At 71.7% G+C, this 14,819-nt stretch carries 10 protein-coding genes and 1 tRNA gene; 5 read left to right on the top strand and 6 right to left on the bottom strand.

Annotated features, from left to right (window positions below):
- Nucleotides 1–45: 45 nt before the first annotated feature.
- The 4 genes from ABEA15_RS00145 to ABEA15_RS00130 all read right to left on the bottom strand — a co-directional run bounded on the left by ABEA15_RS00145 (nucleotide 46) and on the right by ABEA15_RS00130 (nucleotide 4,398).
- A complete protein-coding gene (locus ABEA15_RS00145; protein ID WP_344140365.1) occupies nucleotides 46–744 on the bottom strand; it encodes an RDD family protein in 699 nt (232 codons plus the stop codon).
- Nucleotides 745–992: 248 nt separating this feature from the next.
- Nucleotides 993–1,103, bottom strand: coding sequence for a methionine/alanine import family NSS transporter small subunit (locus ABEA15_RS00140; protein WP_311544520.1), 111 nt, complete (start codon nucleotides 1,101–1,103; stop codon nucleotides 993–995).
- The gene (locus ABEA15_RS00135; protein ID WP_345554909.1) at nucleotides 1,103–2,650 is read right to left on the bottom strand and encodes a sodium-dependent transporter; all 1,548 of its coding nucleotides are present in this window, start codon (nucleotides 2,648–2,650) and stop codon (nucleotides 1,103–1,105) included. Before ABEA15_RS00135 ends, ABEA15_RS00140 begins: the two co-directional genes overlap by 1 nt.
- Before the next feature lie 401 nt (nucleotides 2,651–3,051).
- Nucleotides 3,052–4,398, bottom strand: coding sequence for a pectate lyase family protein (locus ABEA15_RS00130; protein ID WP_345554908.1), 1,347 nt, complete (start codon nucleotides 4,396–4,398; stop codon nucleotides 3,052–3,054).
- 928 nt (nucleotides 4,399–5,326) lie between these two features.
- Here ABEA15_RS00130 and idi point away from each other — a divergent pair.
- On the top strand, nucleotides 5,327–5,905 hold the full coding sequence (gene idi / locus ABEA15_RS00125) for an isopentenyl-diphosphate Delta-isomerase (protein ID WP_345554907.1): 579 nt from the start codon (nucleotides 5,327–5,329) through the stop codon (nucleotides 5,903–5,905).
- Between the two features lie 117 nt (nucleotides 5,906–6,022).
- Nucleotides 6,023–8,854 (top strand): tetratricopeptide repeat protein, encoded by a 2,832-nt coding sequence (locus ABEA15_RS00120; RefSeq protein WP_344140375.1) that lies wholly within the window; start codon nucleotides 6,023–6,025, stop codon nucleotides 8,852–8,854.
- A gap of 188 nt (nucleotides 8,855–9,042) precedes the next feature.
- Here ABEA15_RS00120 and ABEA15_RS00115 read toward each other — a convergent pair whose 3' ends face one another.
- Together ABEA15_RS00115 and ABEA15_RS00110 are read right to left on the bottom strand one after the other, a co-directional pair.
- Nucleotides 9,043–9,456, bottom strand: a complete 414-nt coding sequence (locus ABEA15_RS00115; protein ID WP_344140377.1) for a VOC family protein — start codon at nucleotides 9,454–9,456, stop codon at nucleotides 9,043–9,045.
- 208 nt (nucleotides 9,457–9,664) lie between these two features.
- Nucleotides 9,665–9,738: transfer RNA gene (locus tag ABEA15_RS00110), tRNA-Ile, on the bottom strand.
- A gap of 332 nt (nucleotides 9,739–10,070) precedes the next feature.
- On the opposite strand from ABEA15_RS00110, the gene ABEA15_RS00105 reads away from it, so the two are divergent.
- The 3 genes from ABEA15_RS00105 (at nucleotide 10,071) to ABEA15_RS00095 (ending at nucleotide 14,802) form a co-directional block, all read left to right on the top strand.
- Nucleotides 10,071–11,060, top strand: coding sequence for a malate dehydrogenase (locus tag ABEA15_RS00105; RefSeq protein WP_345554906.1), 990 nt, complete (start codon nucleotides 10,071–10,073; stop codon nucleotides 11,058–11,060).
- A 110-nt stretch (nucleotides 11,061–11,170) separates the two neighbouring features.
- Nucleotides 11,171–12,142, top strand: a complete 972-nt coding sequence (locus ABEA15_RS00100; protein WP_345554905.1) for an acetylxylan esterase — start codon at nucleotides 11,171–11,173, stop codon at nucleotides 12,140–12,142.
- A gap of 146 nt (nucleotides 12,143–12,288) precedes the next feature.
- On the top strand, nucleotides 12,289–14,802 hold the full coding sequence (locus ABEA15_RS00095; protein WP_345554904.1) for a DEAD/DEAH box helicase: 2,514 nt from the start codon (nucleotides 12,289–12,291) through the stop codon (nucleotides 14,800–14,802).
- The last annotated feature ends 17 nt before the right edge of the window (nucleotides 14,803–14,819 follow it).

The following is a 14,819-nucleotide window of genomic DNA, read 5'->3' as shown; positions in this document are numbered from 1 at the left end:
CGCTGCGGAGGCGGCGGCGCCGCGTCCGCGAGCCGCCGCTCGGGCTCAGTACCAGCCGCCGGTGCCCGGCGGAGCGGGCATGGCGCCCGGGTGGGGCCGAGCCGCTTGCGGGTGGACGGGGTAGGGCCCGGCGCCCTCGCCGCGCACGCGGATGACACGGGTGCCGACGGCCTTGTCGTGCACGGCCTGCCGGTAGGGCTCGTCCCACAGCGGCCACAGCAGGTCCAGCAGGGTGCCGACGCAGGTGACCGACGCCAGGGCCACGGCGACCAGCTGCCGGCCCGCCGACAGGCCCAGGGAGGGCGGCTGCCCGGTCTTCATCAGGATCACCTTGACGCCGGCCGCGCGCTTGCCCAGCGTCCGTCCGCTGCGGGCGTGCGGAATCCAGGTGTAGCAGAAGGAGGCGAACGCGGCGAGGGGGAGCATCACCAGCATGGTGACGATCATCGCCGCCTCCCCGGAACCGCCGCTGTCAGGGTCGAACAGCCACAGGCCCAGGCCCATGGCGCCGTAGAACAGGACGAGGAAGATGACCGAGGCGATGAAGCCGTCGATGAGGTAGGCGACGGCGCGGGCCGGCCAGCTCGCCGGCGGCGGGTGGACGGGGGCGGCGGGCCCGTGGCTGTAGGGGGCGGAGGCCGCATACGGGCCGGGCGGCGGAGGCGGCGGAGGCGCGGCCCCCGGGTAGTGCCCGGAGGGCCCGTACCCGGGCGGGTACGGCGGGGGGCCGTAGGGGTCGCTCATGGGGCGGTTCCTCGTCGGAGCTGGCGCGGCGGGCTCGGGCGTGCGGGTGGACCGGGCCCCGGCGGCCGCGGCGCACGCGGGCGGTGCGGGGGCGGCGGCGTACGACCCGGCACCCGGATTCTTCCACACGCCCGGCCGCCCCGCCTGTGCCCGATGCGGCCGGAAACGGGCCGGCCGCCCCGGCGCCGGTCGGGCGTCGGGGCGGCCGTCGGCAGCGCGGCGCTCCGCGAGCGCGGTACCGCGGTTCGTCAGTCCTCCGCCTCCTCGGGGTGCCGGCGCAGGTGCAGGACCGCGGCCGCCAGGCCGCCCCACACGATCACCGCGGAGACGATCAGCATCACGATGGCTCCGGTGGACATCACTGCCCCTTTCCGCTCTGGTCGGCAGCCGCGACTGTGGCGTTGGTGTCGTCCTCGTCGCCCGCGCGGCGCTTCCACGGGATGAGCGAGATCAGCACGGCGAGCACGACGACGCCGACGGCCACGCCCCAGCCGGCGGAGTTGAGGAACCAGCTCGGGTAGTCACCGTAATTCGCCGCGAGCTCCGCGGAGATGCTGTCGTACATCATGAAGCCGAGCACGACCGGCGTGACCACGCCCAGCGTGAGCGCCCACCATACGCGCATCGGCACGGAGGAGACCGCCTCGGTGTGCCGGCGCAGCATCGGCAGGCGCCACAGCGCCCAGCCGACCACCACGACGACGACCAGGGCCGCCAGCGCGATGCCGTACTGGTTGATGAAGTGGTCGGTCACGTCCAGCAGGTAGAGCCCCTGGTCGGTCGGGAAGACCGCGACGGACACGGCGGCGGTGAAGCCGCCGACGACCAGCACCGCGGGGACCCGGCGCATGCCGGTGCGGTCGCGGACGGAGGAGATGACCACCTCGACGATGCTCACGAGCGAGGTCAGGCCGGCGACCATCAGCGAGACGAAGAACAGCACGCCGAACAGTGCGGGCGCGACGGGGATGTTGTTGATGATCTGCGGGAAGGCGACGAAGGCCAGGCCCAGGCCGTCGGTGGCGACCTCGCTGACCGGCACGTTGGCCGCGCTGGCCATGAAGCCGAGCGTGGCGAAGACGCCGATGCCCGCGAGCAGCTCGAAGGAGCTGTTGGCGAAGCCCGCGACCAGCGCCGATCCGGCGAGGTCGGACTTGCGCCGCAGGTAGGAGGCATAGGTGATCATGATGCCGAAGCCCACCGACAGCGAGAAGAAGATCTGCCCGTAGGCGGCCACCCACACGCTGCCGTCGGTGATCGCCGACCAGTCGGGGGCGAAGAACGCGTTCAGGCCGACCTCGGCGCCGTCGAGGAACAGCGCCTGGATGACCAGGATGAGGAACAGCACCGCCAGCAGCGGGATGAAGATGCGGTTGGCCCACTCGATGCCGCGCCGCACACCCAGCGCGAGCACCACCAGCACCACGAGCCAGATGGCGACCAGCGGGATGAGGACGCCGAGGTTGTAGGAGCCGAGGGGGCCGGGCGCCTCGGCCACGTGCAGGAAGTTCCCGTACAGGAACGCCTCGGGGTCCTCGCCCCAGGACTGGGTGAGCGAGAATCCGGCGTAGCGCACGGCCCAGGCGACGATGACGGCGTAGTACACCGAGATCACGAAGCAGATGCCGACCTGCCACCAGCCGAGCGGCTGGGCGAAGCGGTTGAGTCGGCGGTAGGCCGCGGGCGGGGAGGCGCGGAACCGGTGGCCGATGGCGTACTCGAGGATCAGCAGGGGGATACCCGCGGTCAGCAGCGCGACGAGATACGGGATCAGGAACGCGCCGCCGCCGTTGTCATAGGCGACATAGGGGAAGCGCCAGATGTTTCCCAGGCCGACGGCCGAACCGATCGCCGCGAGCAGGAACCCGGTCCGGGTCCCCCACTGCTCGCGGTTCTGTTGTGACATCGCTAGTGCCTACCTTTCTGGCCGGGTCTCGACAGGCCGCCCATGCGGCCGCGGTCTCTTATGGAGGAGGCGGGCATGGCCGGCGCTGCGCCACCCTATAGCTCGATCCGCCCACCAGCTTGAACCGGCCGTCCCCGCCCGCCGCGGATCTGGGTCTCCGGGCGTGTCACCCGGGCGCCCGCAGGGGCGGAGAAAGCGGCGCGCGGCGGATCGAAAGCGGCTCCGGTCGCGGGAGGCCGGCCGCGTCGGGCCGACGACGACTACCCGCGACCGCCGCGTGCAACCGCGGCGTGCAACCGCGAAGCGCGGGCGCGCGAAAAGCGGGGGCCCGCCGCCGCGCGGCGGGCCCCCGCAGTGAGGGGCTCCGGTCCCCGGGGGACGGACCGGAGCCCGGTCGGGTATCAGATGTTGCCGGGCCCGGCGCCGTCGGTGACGATCGCGGGCACATCCTGGGCCGGGTCGGGTGTGTAGGAGTAGGGCACCCCGGCCACGCTGCCGGCGGTCTCGGGCGCGCCCGAGTTCTCGAAGGCGTTGCCCACCGCTTCGAGGCGGCCCGCGGCGGAGTCGGCGTAGCCCACGTGGGTGGGGTGCTCGACGTTCTCGAAGTAGTTGTTCTCGACCAGGACGCCGGCGCCCATGGTCGAGGCCACGCCGTACTCGGCGTTGTCGCGGTAGTAGTTGTTGTAGACGTGCACGGTCTCGCCGAAGCGCACCCGCGGGTGGCGGCTGCCGGAGCCGTCGAAGAAGTTGTGGTGGTAGGTCACCCGCAGGTGGCCGCGGTCGGCGGTGTGGTCGTCGGAGTGGCCCAGCAGCATCGACTTGGCATGGTCGAAGACGTGGTTCCAGGAGACGGTGACGAAGTCGGATTCGCGCTTGATGTCGACGGCGCCGTCGTCGCCGCGGGTGAAGCTGTTGTGGTCGATCCAGACGTTGGTGGAGCCGTCCTGGACGTTGATGGCGTCGTCGTCCCAGTCGGCGAAGGCGATGTTTCGGATGATGACGTTGTGGGCCTCGTCGACGTCGATGCCGCCGCCGGTGATGCGGGCGCCCTCGGCGCCGATGACGCTCTTGTCGGAGGTGACGTCGTTCATGCCCGACAGGGCGATGCTGCCGTGGACCTCGATGACGGCGGGGCCCGAGGCGGTCATGGCGTCGGTGAGCTCTTGGGCGGTGTCCACGGCCACGGTCGCGCCGCCCGCGCCGCCGGTGGTGCCGCCGTTCTCACCGGCCCACCCCGCGGGAGAGCCCGAGGGCTGCGGATCGCCGCCGCCTCCGCCGTCGTCGCCGTCGTCTCCGGATCCGTCGTCGCCGCCGGCGCTGCCGTCGCAGACCGTGCCGTTGAGCGTGAACCCGCCCGGCGCGCCGTTCTGGCCGGAGTGGGTGGCCTGGAAGCCGAACGACGCGGTTCCGCCGGTGGACATCGCGGCGTTGTAGGCGACGCTTTCCGCGGTGACGGCGGAGCCGGACTGGTCGATCTCGGCGTTCCACGCCCCGGTGACCTCCTGGCCGTCGGGGAACTCCCATTCCAGGGTCCAGCCGTCGAGGGCGTCGCCGAGATTGGTGATCTCCACGCTCGCGGTGAAACCGCTGTTCCATTCGTTGACCGTGTAGTCGACTTCGCAGCCCGCGGCCGCTGCGGCCGGTGCGGCTGCGCTCAGCACGGCCGAGCCCAGCGCCAGAGCGCAGCTCGCGGCCAATCCGCGGGAGAACCGCCGCGGGTCTCTTCTGCTGTTGGGGGAATACGGCATTGCGGGAATACCTCCTCGCTTGACCGCCGCCGCGATGGCGGGCCTCCTCGTCGGCACGCCGGGGGGAATCGCGGCGGGGGACCACCGGCCGCGGACACACGGAATTCCACGGCCGGCGAGACCGCGGTGAATGCGGAAGGGCGCCGATCCCGGAGCATCGGAAGCACCGCGAAACGAACTCCCTTTCCACCACGCGGTTCGGGGAAAACACCGGAAAGCGCTTTCCTTATGCGCAGAATATTACGCATCACGACCCGCGGTTGTCAATCAGGCAGACCGCGTTCGATGAAATTCGACGACTGCGAGTAAGGCACCGCCTTTCTGACCTGCGCGCACGGAATCCGGTCCCGCAGACGGGGCGCACGGGGCGCTGGGAGCGGCGGTCCGACCGCGCACGCTCGGCAGCCGCCAGGAGTCGCGATCCGCTTCGGGCGGCAGCGCCGACAGCAGCGCCGCTCACTCCCATGAGGGCGCGCTCGCCGGGGCGGCGCACCGCAGCGGTGCGCCGCAGCCGGGCGACCGGGCGGCGCCAGACCCCGCCCCCCGCCGCCGGCCCGCTCGGGCCGGGGCGGCGAACGGCGGCCGCGGCCGAAGCGGCGCGCGGCACCGCCCTTTGCCGCGTCCTGCGCAATTCGGAGTGCTTTCGCGGATCCGGAATCGGCGCACACTCCCGCACACCTATTGCGGGGATTCGGCGCGGATCGTCGTCCGCAGCCCCGGCCGGACGGCGACGGCCCGGCGCGCCCCCGATCCTCTCGGCCCCCCGACGCCGATCGCCCGGGTCGCACCCGCGTCCCCACCGCGTTCGCGGGCAGCGCACCGCGAATATTTCCGGAATCCTGACTTATCGCAATTCACCTAATTGTTGTTTCCCCCACGCGTCTCTAGTACGTTTCCCGCGGACGATCTTCGAGGAAACGGGGGGCGCGTGCCAGAGAAAGCGGACGCGACGGGTACAGCGGAAAGCCCCGGCACGGCGGCGGAGGAGCTCGTCGTGCTGCTGGACGGCGGCCACCGCCCCGTCGGCACCGCCGACAAGCGCCTGGTGCACGGCCCGCGGACGCCGCTGCATCTCGCGTTCTCCTGCTACGTCTTCGATCCCGGCGGGCGGCTGCTGGTGACGCGGCGCGCGCTGGACAAGACCGCCTGGCCCGGCGTGTGGACCAATTCCTTCTGCGGGCACCCCGGCCCCGGCGAGCCCATGGAGGAGGCGCTGCACCGGCGCGCCCGCGAGGAGCTGGGGATCTCCCTCGAAGGAGTCGCCGTGCTGCTGCCCGAGTTCGCCTATCGGGCGGCCGACGCCTCCGGGATCGTGGAGAACGAGTTCTGCCCCGTCTACCGGGCCGCCACGCGGGACACCCCGCGCCCCGAGCCCGCCGAGGTGGCCGAATGGGAGTGGGTCGAGTGGGCCGACTTCGCGACGGTGGCCCGGCGCGCCCCCTGGGCCGTCAGCCCGTGGGCGGCCCGCCAGGTCCCCCTCATCGCCGACCGACCACAGCAGACCTGACCGCCTCCCGGTCGGTCGCGTCCAAGTTCAACCCGGATCGCCGAATACGGGGGGCGGATAGCCGTATTCCGTGCCAGAATCCGAGACAGACGATCCCGGGCCGGCTTCGGAGCAGTGGTGACCACTTCCCTTCGGGACATCCTCCGCAAACGACGCAGCGCGGCGTTCTTCGGCCGGGAGAACCACCGCGACGACTACCGCGCGAATCTCGCCCTCCCCCCGAATGACGAGGCGAGGAGGTTCGTCTACAACATCCACGGCAACGCGGGCGTCGGCAAGACACTGCTGCTCCGCGAGTTCCAGCAGCTTGCCGTCGATGCGGAGTTCCTGACCGCGCGCGTCGACGACGAACACGCGGACGGCCCGCTCGACATGCTGAACTCCGTCGCGGAGCAGATGAAGAGCCAGGGTCTGCGCCTGGAGGGCTACACGAAGCAGTACACCGCCTACCTCAAGACCCGCCATGAGCTGCTGTCCAGCCCGGACGTCCCGGACAACATCGCCAGTATGCTCACGTACGGTCTCACCCGTGTCGGCTTTCTCGGAATGTCCGTGCTGACGGGGGTCGACGTAGCGGGGCACGTGCACCCGGACGGCGCCGCGAACGCGATCGACGAGGGCCGGGTCTGGCTGATGAGCAAGATCAAGGAGCCCCAGAACCTGCGGCTGACACTCGACCCGATTGGCGAGCTGACAGCACTCTTCCTCCGCGAGCTGGCCAAGTCCGCCGGTTCCCGACGGCTCGCGTTCTTCTTCGACTCCTTCGAGAACGCGGCCCCCACTTCTCAGGAGTGGCTGCTCGCTCTGGTCGAGGGCGAGAAGCACGGCTCCCTTCCCGACGACGTCGTGATCACGATCGCCGGCCAGCACAAGCCGGACCCCAACGCCTGGTCGCTGCTGCGCCCCTTCACCGTCGACGTCGAGCTGCACCCCTTCACCCGCGAGGAGACCTCCCGGCTGCTGGCGCGCCACGGTGTCACCGATCCGCAGACGATCGAGCCCGTCTGGGAGCTGACCGGCGGGCTCCCGGTCCTGGTCGATACGCTCGCGCAGGCTGCGGCCGGCGACCCGGACTCGATAAGGGATCCGAGCGGCGGCGCAGTGGACCGGTTCCTCAAAGGGATCGACGACGCCGAGCGGCGGCGGATCGCCCGCCTGTGCGCACTCCCCCAGTACCTGAACCAGGACGTCCTCGCGCTCTTCGTCGGCGAGGAGGAGCCCGAGCGGGCCGCGGAACTCTACGGGTGGCTGCGCTCGCTGCGCTTCGTCGTCGACGAGGGCGGCCGCTGCCACTACCACCAGGTGGTGCGCTCGCTGATGGTGCGTCTGCAGCGCAACAGCTCGCCGGCCGAGTTCGAGCGCCATCACCGGACGCTCACCGCCTACTACGAGCGCGTGGGCGAGCCCGGTCCGCCGCTCCAGCAGATCTACCACCGCCTCTGCGCCGATCCGGAGACCGCTCTCGCGGACGCCCTGAGTGGAGCGGTGGACGCCTGCGCCGACGGCGTGCCAGGGGCGCGGCGCTGGACGAGGGCGTTGGAGCAGGCCGCTCAAGACAGCGGAGCGACCGAGACGGCCCGATGGGCGCACCTGCTCGGCTCGGCCCTCAGCGGGGCGGAGCCCGAGGCGGCCTTCCTCTCCCATTTGATCGACAAGGCGGACCTGCCCGAGCCGACCTTGCACAAGGCCCTGCGCGAGCGTTGGCGCCTGCGCCACGACGCCGGCAGGGACGCCGAAGCCTTCGAGGACATCGAGCGCGCCATCCGGCTGCGCCCCGACGATGCCGCCTCCTACATCCAACGGGGCCGGACCCACCGGGAGCTCCGGCGCCTCGACGCCGCGATCGCCGACTTCGACCGGGCCTGCGAACTCGACTCGACGATCCCCGCACCCCTCGTCCAACGCGCGCTGACCTTTGAGGGACGCGGCGACCACGACGCGGCGCTCGCCGATTTCACGCGGGCGTTCGCCCTGCGCCCACAAGACGGCCATCTGCTAGCCCACCGAGCCGTCCTGCACCGAGCACAGGGCCGCCATGCCGAGTCGCTGGCCGACTTCGATCGGGCGCTACGGCTCACGCCGGACGACGCATGGACACTATCCCAGCGAGGGTCCACCCGTTGGAGACTGGATCAGTTCGAAGCGGCGCTCGCCGACCTCGACCGAGCCGTCGAACTGGAGCCGACGAGTGGCCGCTTCCTGGACCGGGCGGTCCTGAGACAGGACATCGGCGATCTGGAGGGGGCACTGGCCGACTGCGACCGGGCGCTCGAGGCCGATCCGGAGTACACCCATGTCCTCGCCCACAGAGGCGACGTGCACCGCCTCCGAGGAGATCTCGAAACCGCTCTCCGAGACCTGGACCGGGCCATCGCGGCGAAGCCCGACGAGTTCTGGGCGATCGGCCGACGCCTCAAAGTTCGCCTTCTGCTAGAGGACTACGGGGGCGCGCTGGCGGACTTCCGGGCCGCACCGGACTCGGTTCCAGCCGAGCTGGCAGGGATGCTGCTGTTGATCGCGGACGAGGCCATGGAGGCCTTCCTCTACCTCGCGGAGAAGGCCGGCCGCTCCCCCGACGGACCGGAGGCGCATCCTTGGCTGCTTTTCCTGACGGGTCTCGCGGCGCACCGCGCCGGCGAGGGTCCCCGTGCGGAGGAGTACCTGCGCCGAGGGATCGTTGAAGGCGAACGGCTGCGCGAACTGGAGCCGCGCGAGGAGGCACACACGTTCAATCCGGCGATGTGCCACCTCGTGCTCGGTGAGACCGACCGGGCGGTCGCCATGGTCCGCGGCATGCTGGCCGATTCGCCATCTCCGGCGCGGATCACGGAAGGATTGTCCAGTCTCCGCCTGCTGCGCCCGCTGGTCGAGGAGAGTGCCTGCGACGTCGTCATCGACCTACTCGCGGAGCACGCCGAGCCGTCCGACGGCGCTCCGGGCTACCGTTGAAGAGGAGAGAGTGCCACAGGTACTGCTCAAGAAGGCAGCAAGCCGCAGGAATCGTCGCCACCACTCGGACAAGAGATGCGGACGAGGCGGCGCGAGAATCGAAGCCGCAGGGATTTCCCACCCCAGTACTCATTGTCGCGGCTTCGTGCTCGGCGGGGGTGAGCCGCTCCACCCCTCACTGTTCGGGGTCAAACGGCAGGTCGGGTGTTCTGCTCGACCAGTTCGGCGTCGGATCGCAACACGCAGAACTCGTTGCCCTCCGGGTCGGCGAGCACGACCCAACCGCTGCCGGGCCCATGGATTCCGCGGTGGTCGGCCACCCGCGCCGCCCCTCTCCCGAGCAGGCGGTCCACCTCCTCGTCCCGGGTTCCCGTGCGCGGACGCAGGTCGAAGTGCAGCCGGTTCTTCGCGGGCTTCTCCTCGGACACCTCGATGAACAACACCCGGTGGGCGGACTCGGGGTCGATGATCATGCACTCCGGGTGCCCCGGCTCGTTCGGGTCGCCGGGGAGGTCCGTGTAGCCGAGAACGGGCTTCCACCATTCGGCGAGATCGTAGGCGTTCCGGCAGTCGACGCTGGTGTGGGAGATGTAGGAGGTCACGCCTGCGCAGTGTAGCGGGGCCGGTCATACTCGTGAGGTCCGCAGAACGGCCGGTTCGGGGGCTTCCGAGAGGCAGCCGGCTTCACCCGGTATTCGCCCCGGCCCGCCGGGCGAAGCCGCTCCGCGCCGCAACCGACCGGACGCCTGGCGCTGCGCCGCTGGCCTGCTTCGCGCAGGTCAGCGGCGCTTTTTGCATGTCCGGGAAGGGTAGGGCGGGCGGGGCTCGAACCCGCGACCCAAGGATTATGAGTCCTCTGCTCTGACCAGCTGAGCTACCGCCCCGCCACGGGGCGGGAGTGAGTCCCGCCGATGGCTGCCCGGCCGGGGTGCTCGGTCGGGAACGCCGTTATCTTAACAGCACCCCGCTCCTCCCATTCTGCCGGAAAGCCGCAGGGGAGGCCGAGGTTGCGCGGCCGCGCTGCCCCCTCCCGCCGATCGGTCCGCACACGCAGGTGGGGCGGGGCGCGGCCGCCGCCGTCGGCACGGCTAGGGTGGGGTGCCGCGGCGCCGTTCGGCAGCGCCGGCGGGGCACCGTGTGCGGAGGCGGACGCCGGGGGCCGCAGGGCCGCGGAGAGCATCGCCGGTCGCACAACCGTCATCAGGAGAAGAAGGTCATGGCCCAAGTACCTGTCAACGTCACCGTCACCGGGGCAGCCGGGCAGATCGGCTACGCGCTGCTGTTCCGCATCGCCTCGGGTCAGCTTCTGGGCCCCGACACGCCCGTCAAGCTCCGTCTGCTGGAGATCCCCCCGGCGGTCAAGGCCGCCGAGGGCACCGCGATGGAGCTGGACGACTGCGCGTTCCCGCTGCTGAAGGGCATCGACATCTTCGACGACGCGCGCCCGGCGTTCGAGGGCGCCAACGTCGGCCTGTTGGTGGGCGCGCGCCCGCGCACCAAGGGCATGGAGCGCGGCGACCTCCTTGAGGCCAACGGCGGCATCTTCAAGCCGCAGGGCGAGGCGATCAACGCCGGCGCCGCCGACGACGTGCGGGTGCTGGTCGTGGGCAACCCCGCCAACACCAACGCGCTGATCGCCCAGGCGCATGCGCCCGACATCCCGGCCGAGCGGTTCAACGCCATGATGCGGCTGGACCACAACCGCGCGCTGAGCCAGCTCGCCAAGAGGCTCGGCGTGTCCGTCACCGACATCAAGAAGCTGGCGGTGTGGGGCAACCACTCCGCGACGCAGTACCCCGACATCACCCACGCCGAGGTGTCCGGCGCCGGCGCCGCTGCGCAGGTCGGCGACGAGGCGTGGGTGCGCGACGAGTTCATCCCGACCGTGGCCAAGCGCGGCGCGGCCATCATCGAGGCGCGCGGCGCCTCCTCCGCCGCCTCGGCCGCCAACGCCGCCATCGACCACGTCCACGACTGGGTGCGCGGCACCCCCGAGGGCGACTGGACCTCCGCGGCCTTCCCCTCGGACGGCTCCTACGGCGTCCCCGAGGGCCTCATCTCCTCCTTCCCCGCCGTCTCGCGCGGCGGCCGCTGGGAGATCGTGCAGGACCTGGACATCGACGCGTTCTCGCGCGAGCGCATCGACGCCTCCGTCCAGGAGCTCACCGAGGAGCGCGACACCGTCCGCAAGCTCGGCCTGATCTAGACCGGAGCCTCCGGCTCGGCGCACACGCGCGGCCGGGGTGCGGCCCCGCCGGGCCCGCATCCCGGCCCCTGCACGCCGTGCGCCCGGGGGCGGTTGCCTACGATGCCGGTATGCCGCGAACCGACCTCCCGCTCGCAGAGCTCCCCGGCTACCGCGCCGCCTCCACCGCCCCCGCCGACTTCGACGACTTCTGGGCCCAGACGCTCGGCGAGGCCGCCCGCCGCGAGGCCCCCGTGTCGGCCGCCGTTCATCGCACCCCCCTGACCACACTGGACGTCTTCGACGTCGGCTTCCCGGGCTTCGGAGGGCACACGGTCAAGGCCTGGCTGACGCTGCCGCGCGCCCGCAGCGGGCGGCTGCCCTGCGTGGTCCGGTTCCCCGGCTACGGCAGCGGCCGCGCCAACCCGCTCAGCGCCCTGGAGTACGCCTCCTGCGGCTACGCCCACCTGGTGATGGACGTGCGCGGCCAGGGCACCACCGACCGCGGCACCGGGGACACCCCCGACCCCGAGGACTCGCCGCACCCGCACCGGCCGGGGTTCATGACCAAGGGCGTGCTGGACCCGCACCGCTACTACTACCGCCGGGTCATCACCGACGCCGTCCGCGCGGTCGCCGCCGCCCGCTCCTTCGAAAGCGTCGACCCCGACCGCGTGGCCGTGGTGGGCGCGAGCCAGGGCGGCGGGCTGGCGGTCGCGGCGGGCGCGCTGGCTCCCGGCGTGGCGGCCGTCGTCGCCGACGTGCCGTTCCTGTCGCACTTCCGCCGCGCCGCCGAGATCGCCTCGCAGGGGCCCTACCTGGAGATCGCGGAGTACTGCCGCTCCTACCGGGACAGCGCCGAACGCGTGTTCTCGACGCTGGCCTACGCCGACGCGCTCAACTTCGCCTCCCGCGCCACCGCGCCCGCGCGGTTCAGCGCGGCGGGCATGGACGCGGTGACCCCGCCCTCCACCTGCTACGCCGTCTACAACGCCTACGCCGGGCCCAAGCGGATGCGGCTGTGGGAGTTCAACGGGCACGAGGGCGGCGACGCGTTCGCCACCGAGGAGAACCTGGCGTTCCTGGCCGAGCACCTGGGCTGAGCACCCTCCCGCGCACGCGCGGATCCGCGCACCCGCGGGCCTGCGCCCCGGGGCCCGCCGCGCGGGTACGCGCGGCGGGCGGCCCGGCGGGCCCCTGCACGGGGCCTGCGGACGAGTGGCCCGGGCGGTCACCCGGAGCAGGCAGTATGGAATGCGTGAGTCTCATCGATCAGCTTCCCGCCCGCCCCGAACCCGATTCCCTCTTCGAAGCGTTCGCGTCGTGGGCCGGTGATCGCGGGCTCACCCTCTACCCGCACCAGGAGGAAGCCCTCATCGAGGTGGTGTCGGGCTCCAACGTCGTCCTGAGCACCCCCACCGGCTCCGGCAAGAGCCTGGTCGCCGCCGGCGCGCTGTTCGCCGCCCTCGGGCGCGACGAGTGCGCGTTCTACACCGCGCCCATCAAGGCGCTGGTGTCGGAGAAGTTCTTCGAGCTGTGCGCCGTCTTCGGCACCGACAACGTCGGGATGATGACCGGCGACGCCAGCGTCAACGCCGACGCCCCGATCGTGTGCTGCACGGCCGAGGTCCTGGCCCAGATCGCGCTGCGCGACGGCGCCGGGGCCGACATCGGCACCGTGGTCATGGACGAGTTCCACTTCTACGGCGAGCCCGACCGCGGGTGGGCCTGGCAGGTGCCGCTGCTGGAGCTGCCGCAGGTGCAGTTCCTGCTGATGTCGGCCACCCTGGGCGACGTCAGCCGCTTCGAGGACGACCTCACCCGCCGCACCGGCCGCACGACCTCCGTGGTCAGCTCCGCCGAGCGGCCGGTCCCGCTGTACTACTCCTACCGCACCACGCCGCTGCACGAGACCCTTGAGGAGCTGCTGGAGACCCGCGAGGCCCCGGTCTACATCGTGCACTTCACGCAGGCGCAGGCGGTCGAACGCGCCCAGTCGCTGACCAGCATCAACATGTGCTCCCGGGCCGAGAAGGACGCCATCGCCGCCGAGATCGGCAGGTTCCGCTTCACGACCAGGTTCGGGCGCAACCTCTCCCGCTACGTGCGGCACGGCATCGGCGTGCACCACGCCGGAATGCTGCCCAAGTACCGGCGCCTGGTCGAGCGCCTCGCGCAGGCGGGTCTGCTGAAGGTCATCTGCGGCACCGACACGCTGGGCGTGGGGGTCAACGTACCCATCCGCACCGTGCTGTTCACCGCGCTGAGCAAGTACGACGGCTCCCGTGTGCGGCGGCTGAGCGCCCGCGAGTTCCACCAGATCGCCGGGCGCGCCGGGCGCGCGGGCTACGACACCGTGGGCAACGTGGTCCTGCAGGCGCCTGAGCACGTCATCGAGAACGAGAAGGCGCTGGCCAAGGTCGGCGACGACCCCAAGAAGCGGCGCAAGGTGGTGCGCAAGAAGGCGCCCGACGGCTTCGTCGGCTGGGACCAGAACACCTTCGAGAAGCTCATCGCGGCCGAGCCCGAGCCGCTGAAGTCGCGGTTCCGGGTCAGCAACGCCATGCTGCTCAGCGTCATCGCCCGCCCCGGCGACTGCTTCGCGGGCATGCGCCATCTGCTCACCGACAACCACGAGGACCGCCCCACGCAGCGCCGGCACATCAGCGAGGCGGTGGCCATCTACCGCTCGCTGATCGACGGCGGGATCGTGGAGCGCCTGGAGGAACCGGACGGGACCGGCCGCGTCGCCCGGCTGACCGTCGACCTCCAGCCCGACTTCGCGCTGAACCAGCCGCTGTCCACCTTCGCGCTGGCGGCGCTGGAGCTGCTCGACCCCGCGGCGCCCACCTACCCGCTGGACGTGCTGACCGTCGTCGAGTCCACCCTCGACGACCCCCGCCAGATCCTCGGCGCCCAGCTGAACAAGGCCCGCGGAGAGGCCGTGGCGCAGATGAAGGCCGACGGCGTCGAGTACGAGGAGCGCATGGAGCGGCTGGAGGAGATCGAGTACCCCAAGCCGCTGGAGGAGCTGCTCGACCACGCCTACGAGGTCTACCGGCGCGGCCACCCGTGGGTGGGCGACCACCCGCTGCGGCCCAAGTCCGTCGCCCGCGACCTCTACGAGCGGGCGATGACCTTCACCGAGTACGTGGGCTACTACGAGCTCGCGCGTTCGGAGGGCCTGGTGCTGCGCTACCTGGCCAGCGCCTACAAGGCCCTGAGCCAGACCGTTCCCGAGGACGCCAAGACCGAGGAGCTGCGCGACCTGATCGAGTGGCTGGGCGAGCTCGTCCGCCAGGTCGACTCCAGCCTCCTCGACGAGTGGGAGCAGCTGACCAACCCCGCCGAGGACGACGCAGCCGAGGAGGCCGCCGAGGAGCGCGTCAAGCCGGTCACCGCGAACCCGCGGGCGTTCAAGGTGCTGGTGCGCAACGCGATGTTCCGCCGCGTGGAGCTCGCGGCGCTGGGCCGCTACGCCGAGCTGGGCCGGCTCGACGGCGAGGACGGCTGGGACGCCGAGGCGTGGGAGTCGGCGATGGAGGACTACTTCGACGAGCACGACGAGCTGGGCATCGGCCCCGACGCGCGCGGCCCCGCCATGCTGCTCATCGAGGAGCGGGACGGCATGTGGCAGGTCCGCCAGATCTTCGACGACCCCAGCCGCGACCGCGACTGGGGCATCAGCGCCGAGGTCGACCTCACCGCCTCCGACGAGGTCGGCCACGCCGTGGTCCGCGTCACCGGCGTCAACCGCTACTAGCCCCGCTCTCGGCGCCC

Origin of the sequence: Streptomonospora halophila, assembly GCF_039542725.1 — a bacterium.
Taxonomy (GTDB): Bacteria; Actinomycetota; Actinomycetes; order Streptosporangiales; family Streptosporangiaceae; genus Streptomonospora; species Streptomonospora halophila.
Note: the sequence above shows the minus strand (reverse complement) of the source record. Positions and strands in the feature narration are given on the sequence as shown.

Bases quoted from the DNA above. Each gene is read 5' to 3' on its own strand.
- ABEA15_RS00145 (WP_344140365.1), bottom strand. From the start codon at position 744: ATGAGCGACCCCTACGGCCCCCCGCCGTACCCGCCCGGGTACGGGCCC.
- ABEA15_RS00140 (WP_311544520.1), bottom strand. From the start codon at position 1,103: ATGTCCACCGGAGCCATCGTGATGCTGATCGTCTCCGCGGTGATCGTG.
- ABEA15_RS00135 (WP_345554909.1), bottom strand. From the start codon at position 2,650: ATGTCACAACAGAACCGCGAGCAGTGGGGGACCCGGACCGGGTTCCTG.
- ABEA15_RS00130 (WP_345554908.1), bottom strand. From the start codon at position 4,398: ATGCCGTATTCCCCCAACAGCAGAAGAGACCCGCGGCGGTTCTCCCGC.
- ABEA15_RS00105 (WP_345554906.1), top strand. From the start codon at position 10,071: ATGGCCCAAGTACCTGTCAACGTCACCGTCACCGGGGCAGCCGGGCAG.
- ABEA15_RS00100 (WP_345554905.1), top strand. From the start codon at position 11,171: ATGCCGCGAACCGACCTCCCGCTCGCAGAGCTCCCCGGCTACCGCGCC.
- ABEA15_RS00095 (WP_345554904.1), top strand. From the start codon at position 12,289: ATGGAATGCGTGAGTCTCATCGATCAGCTTCCCGCCCGCCCCGAACCC.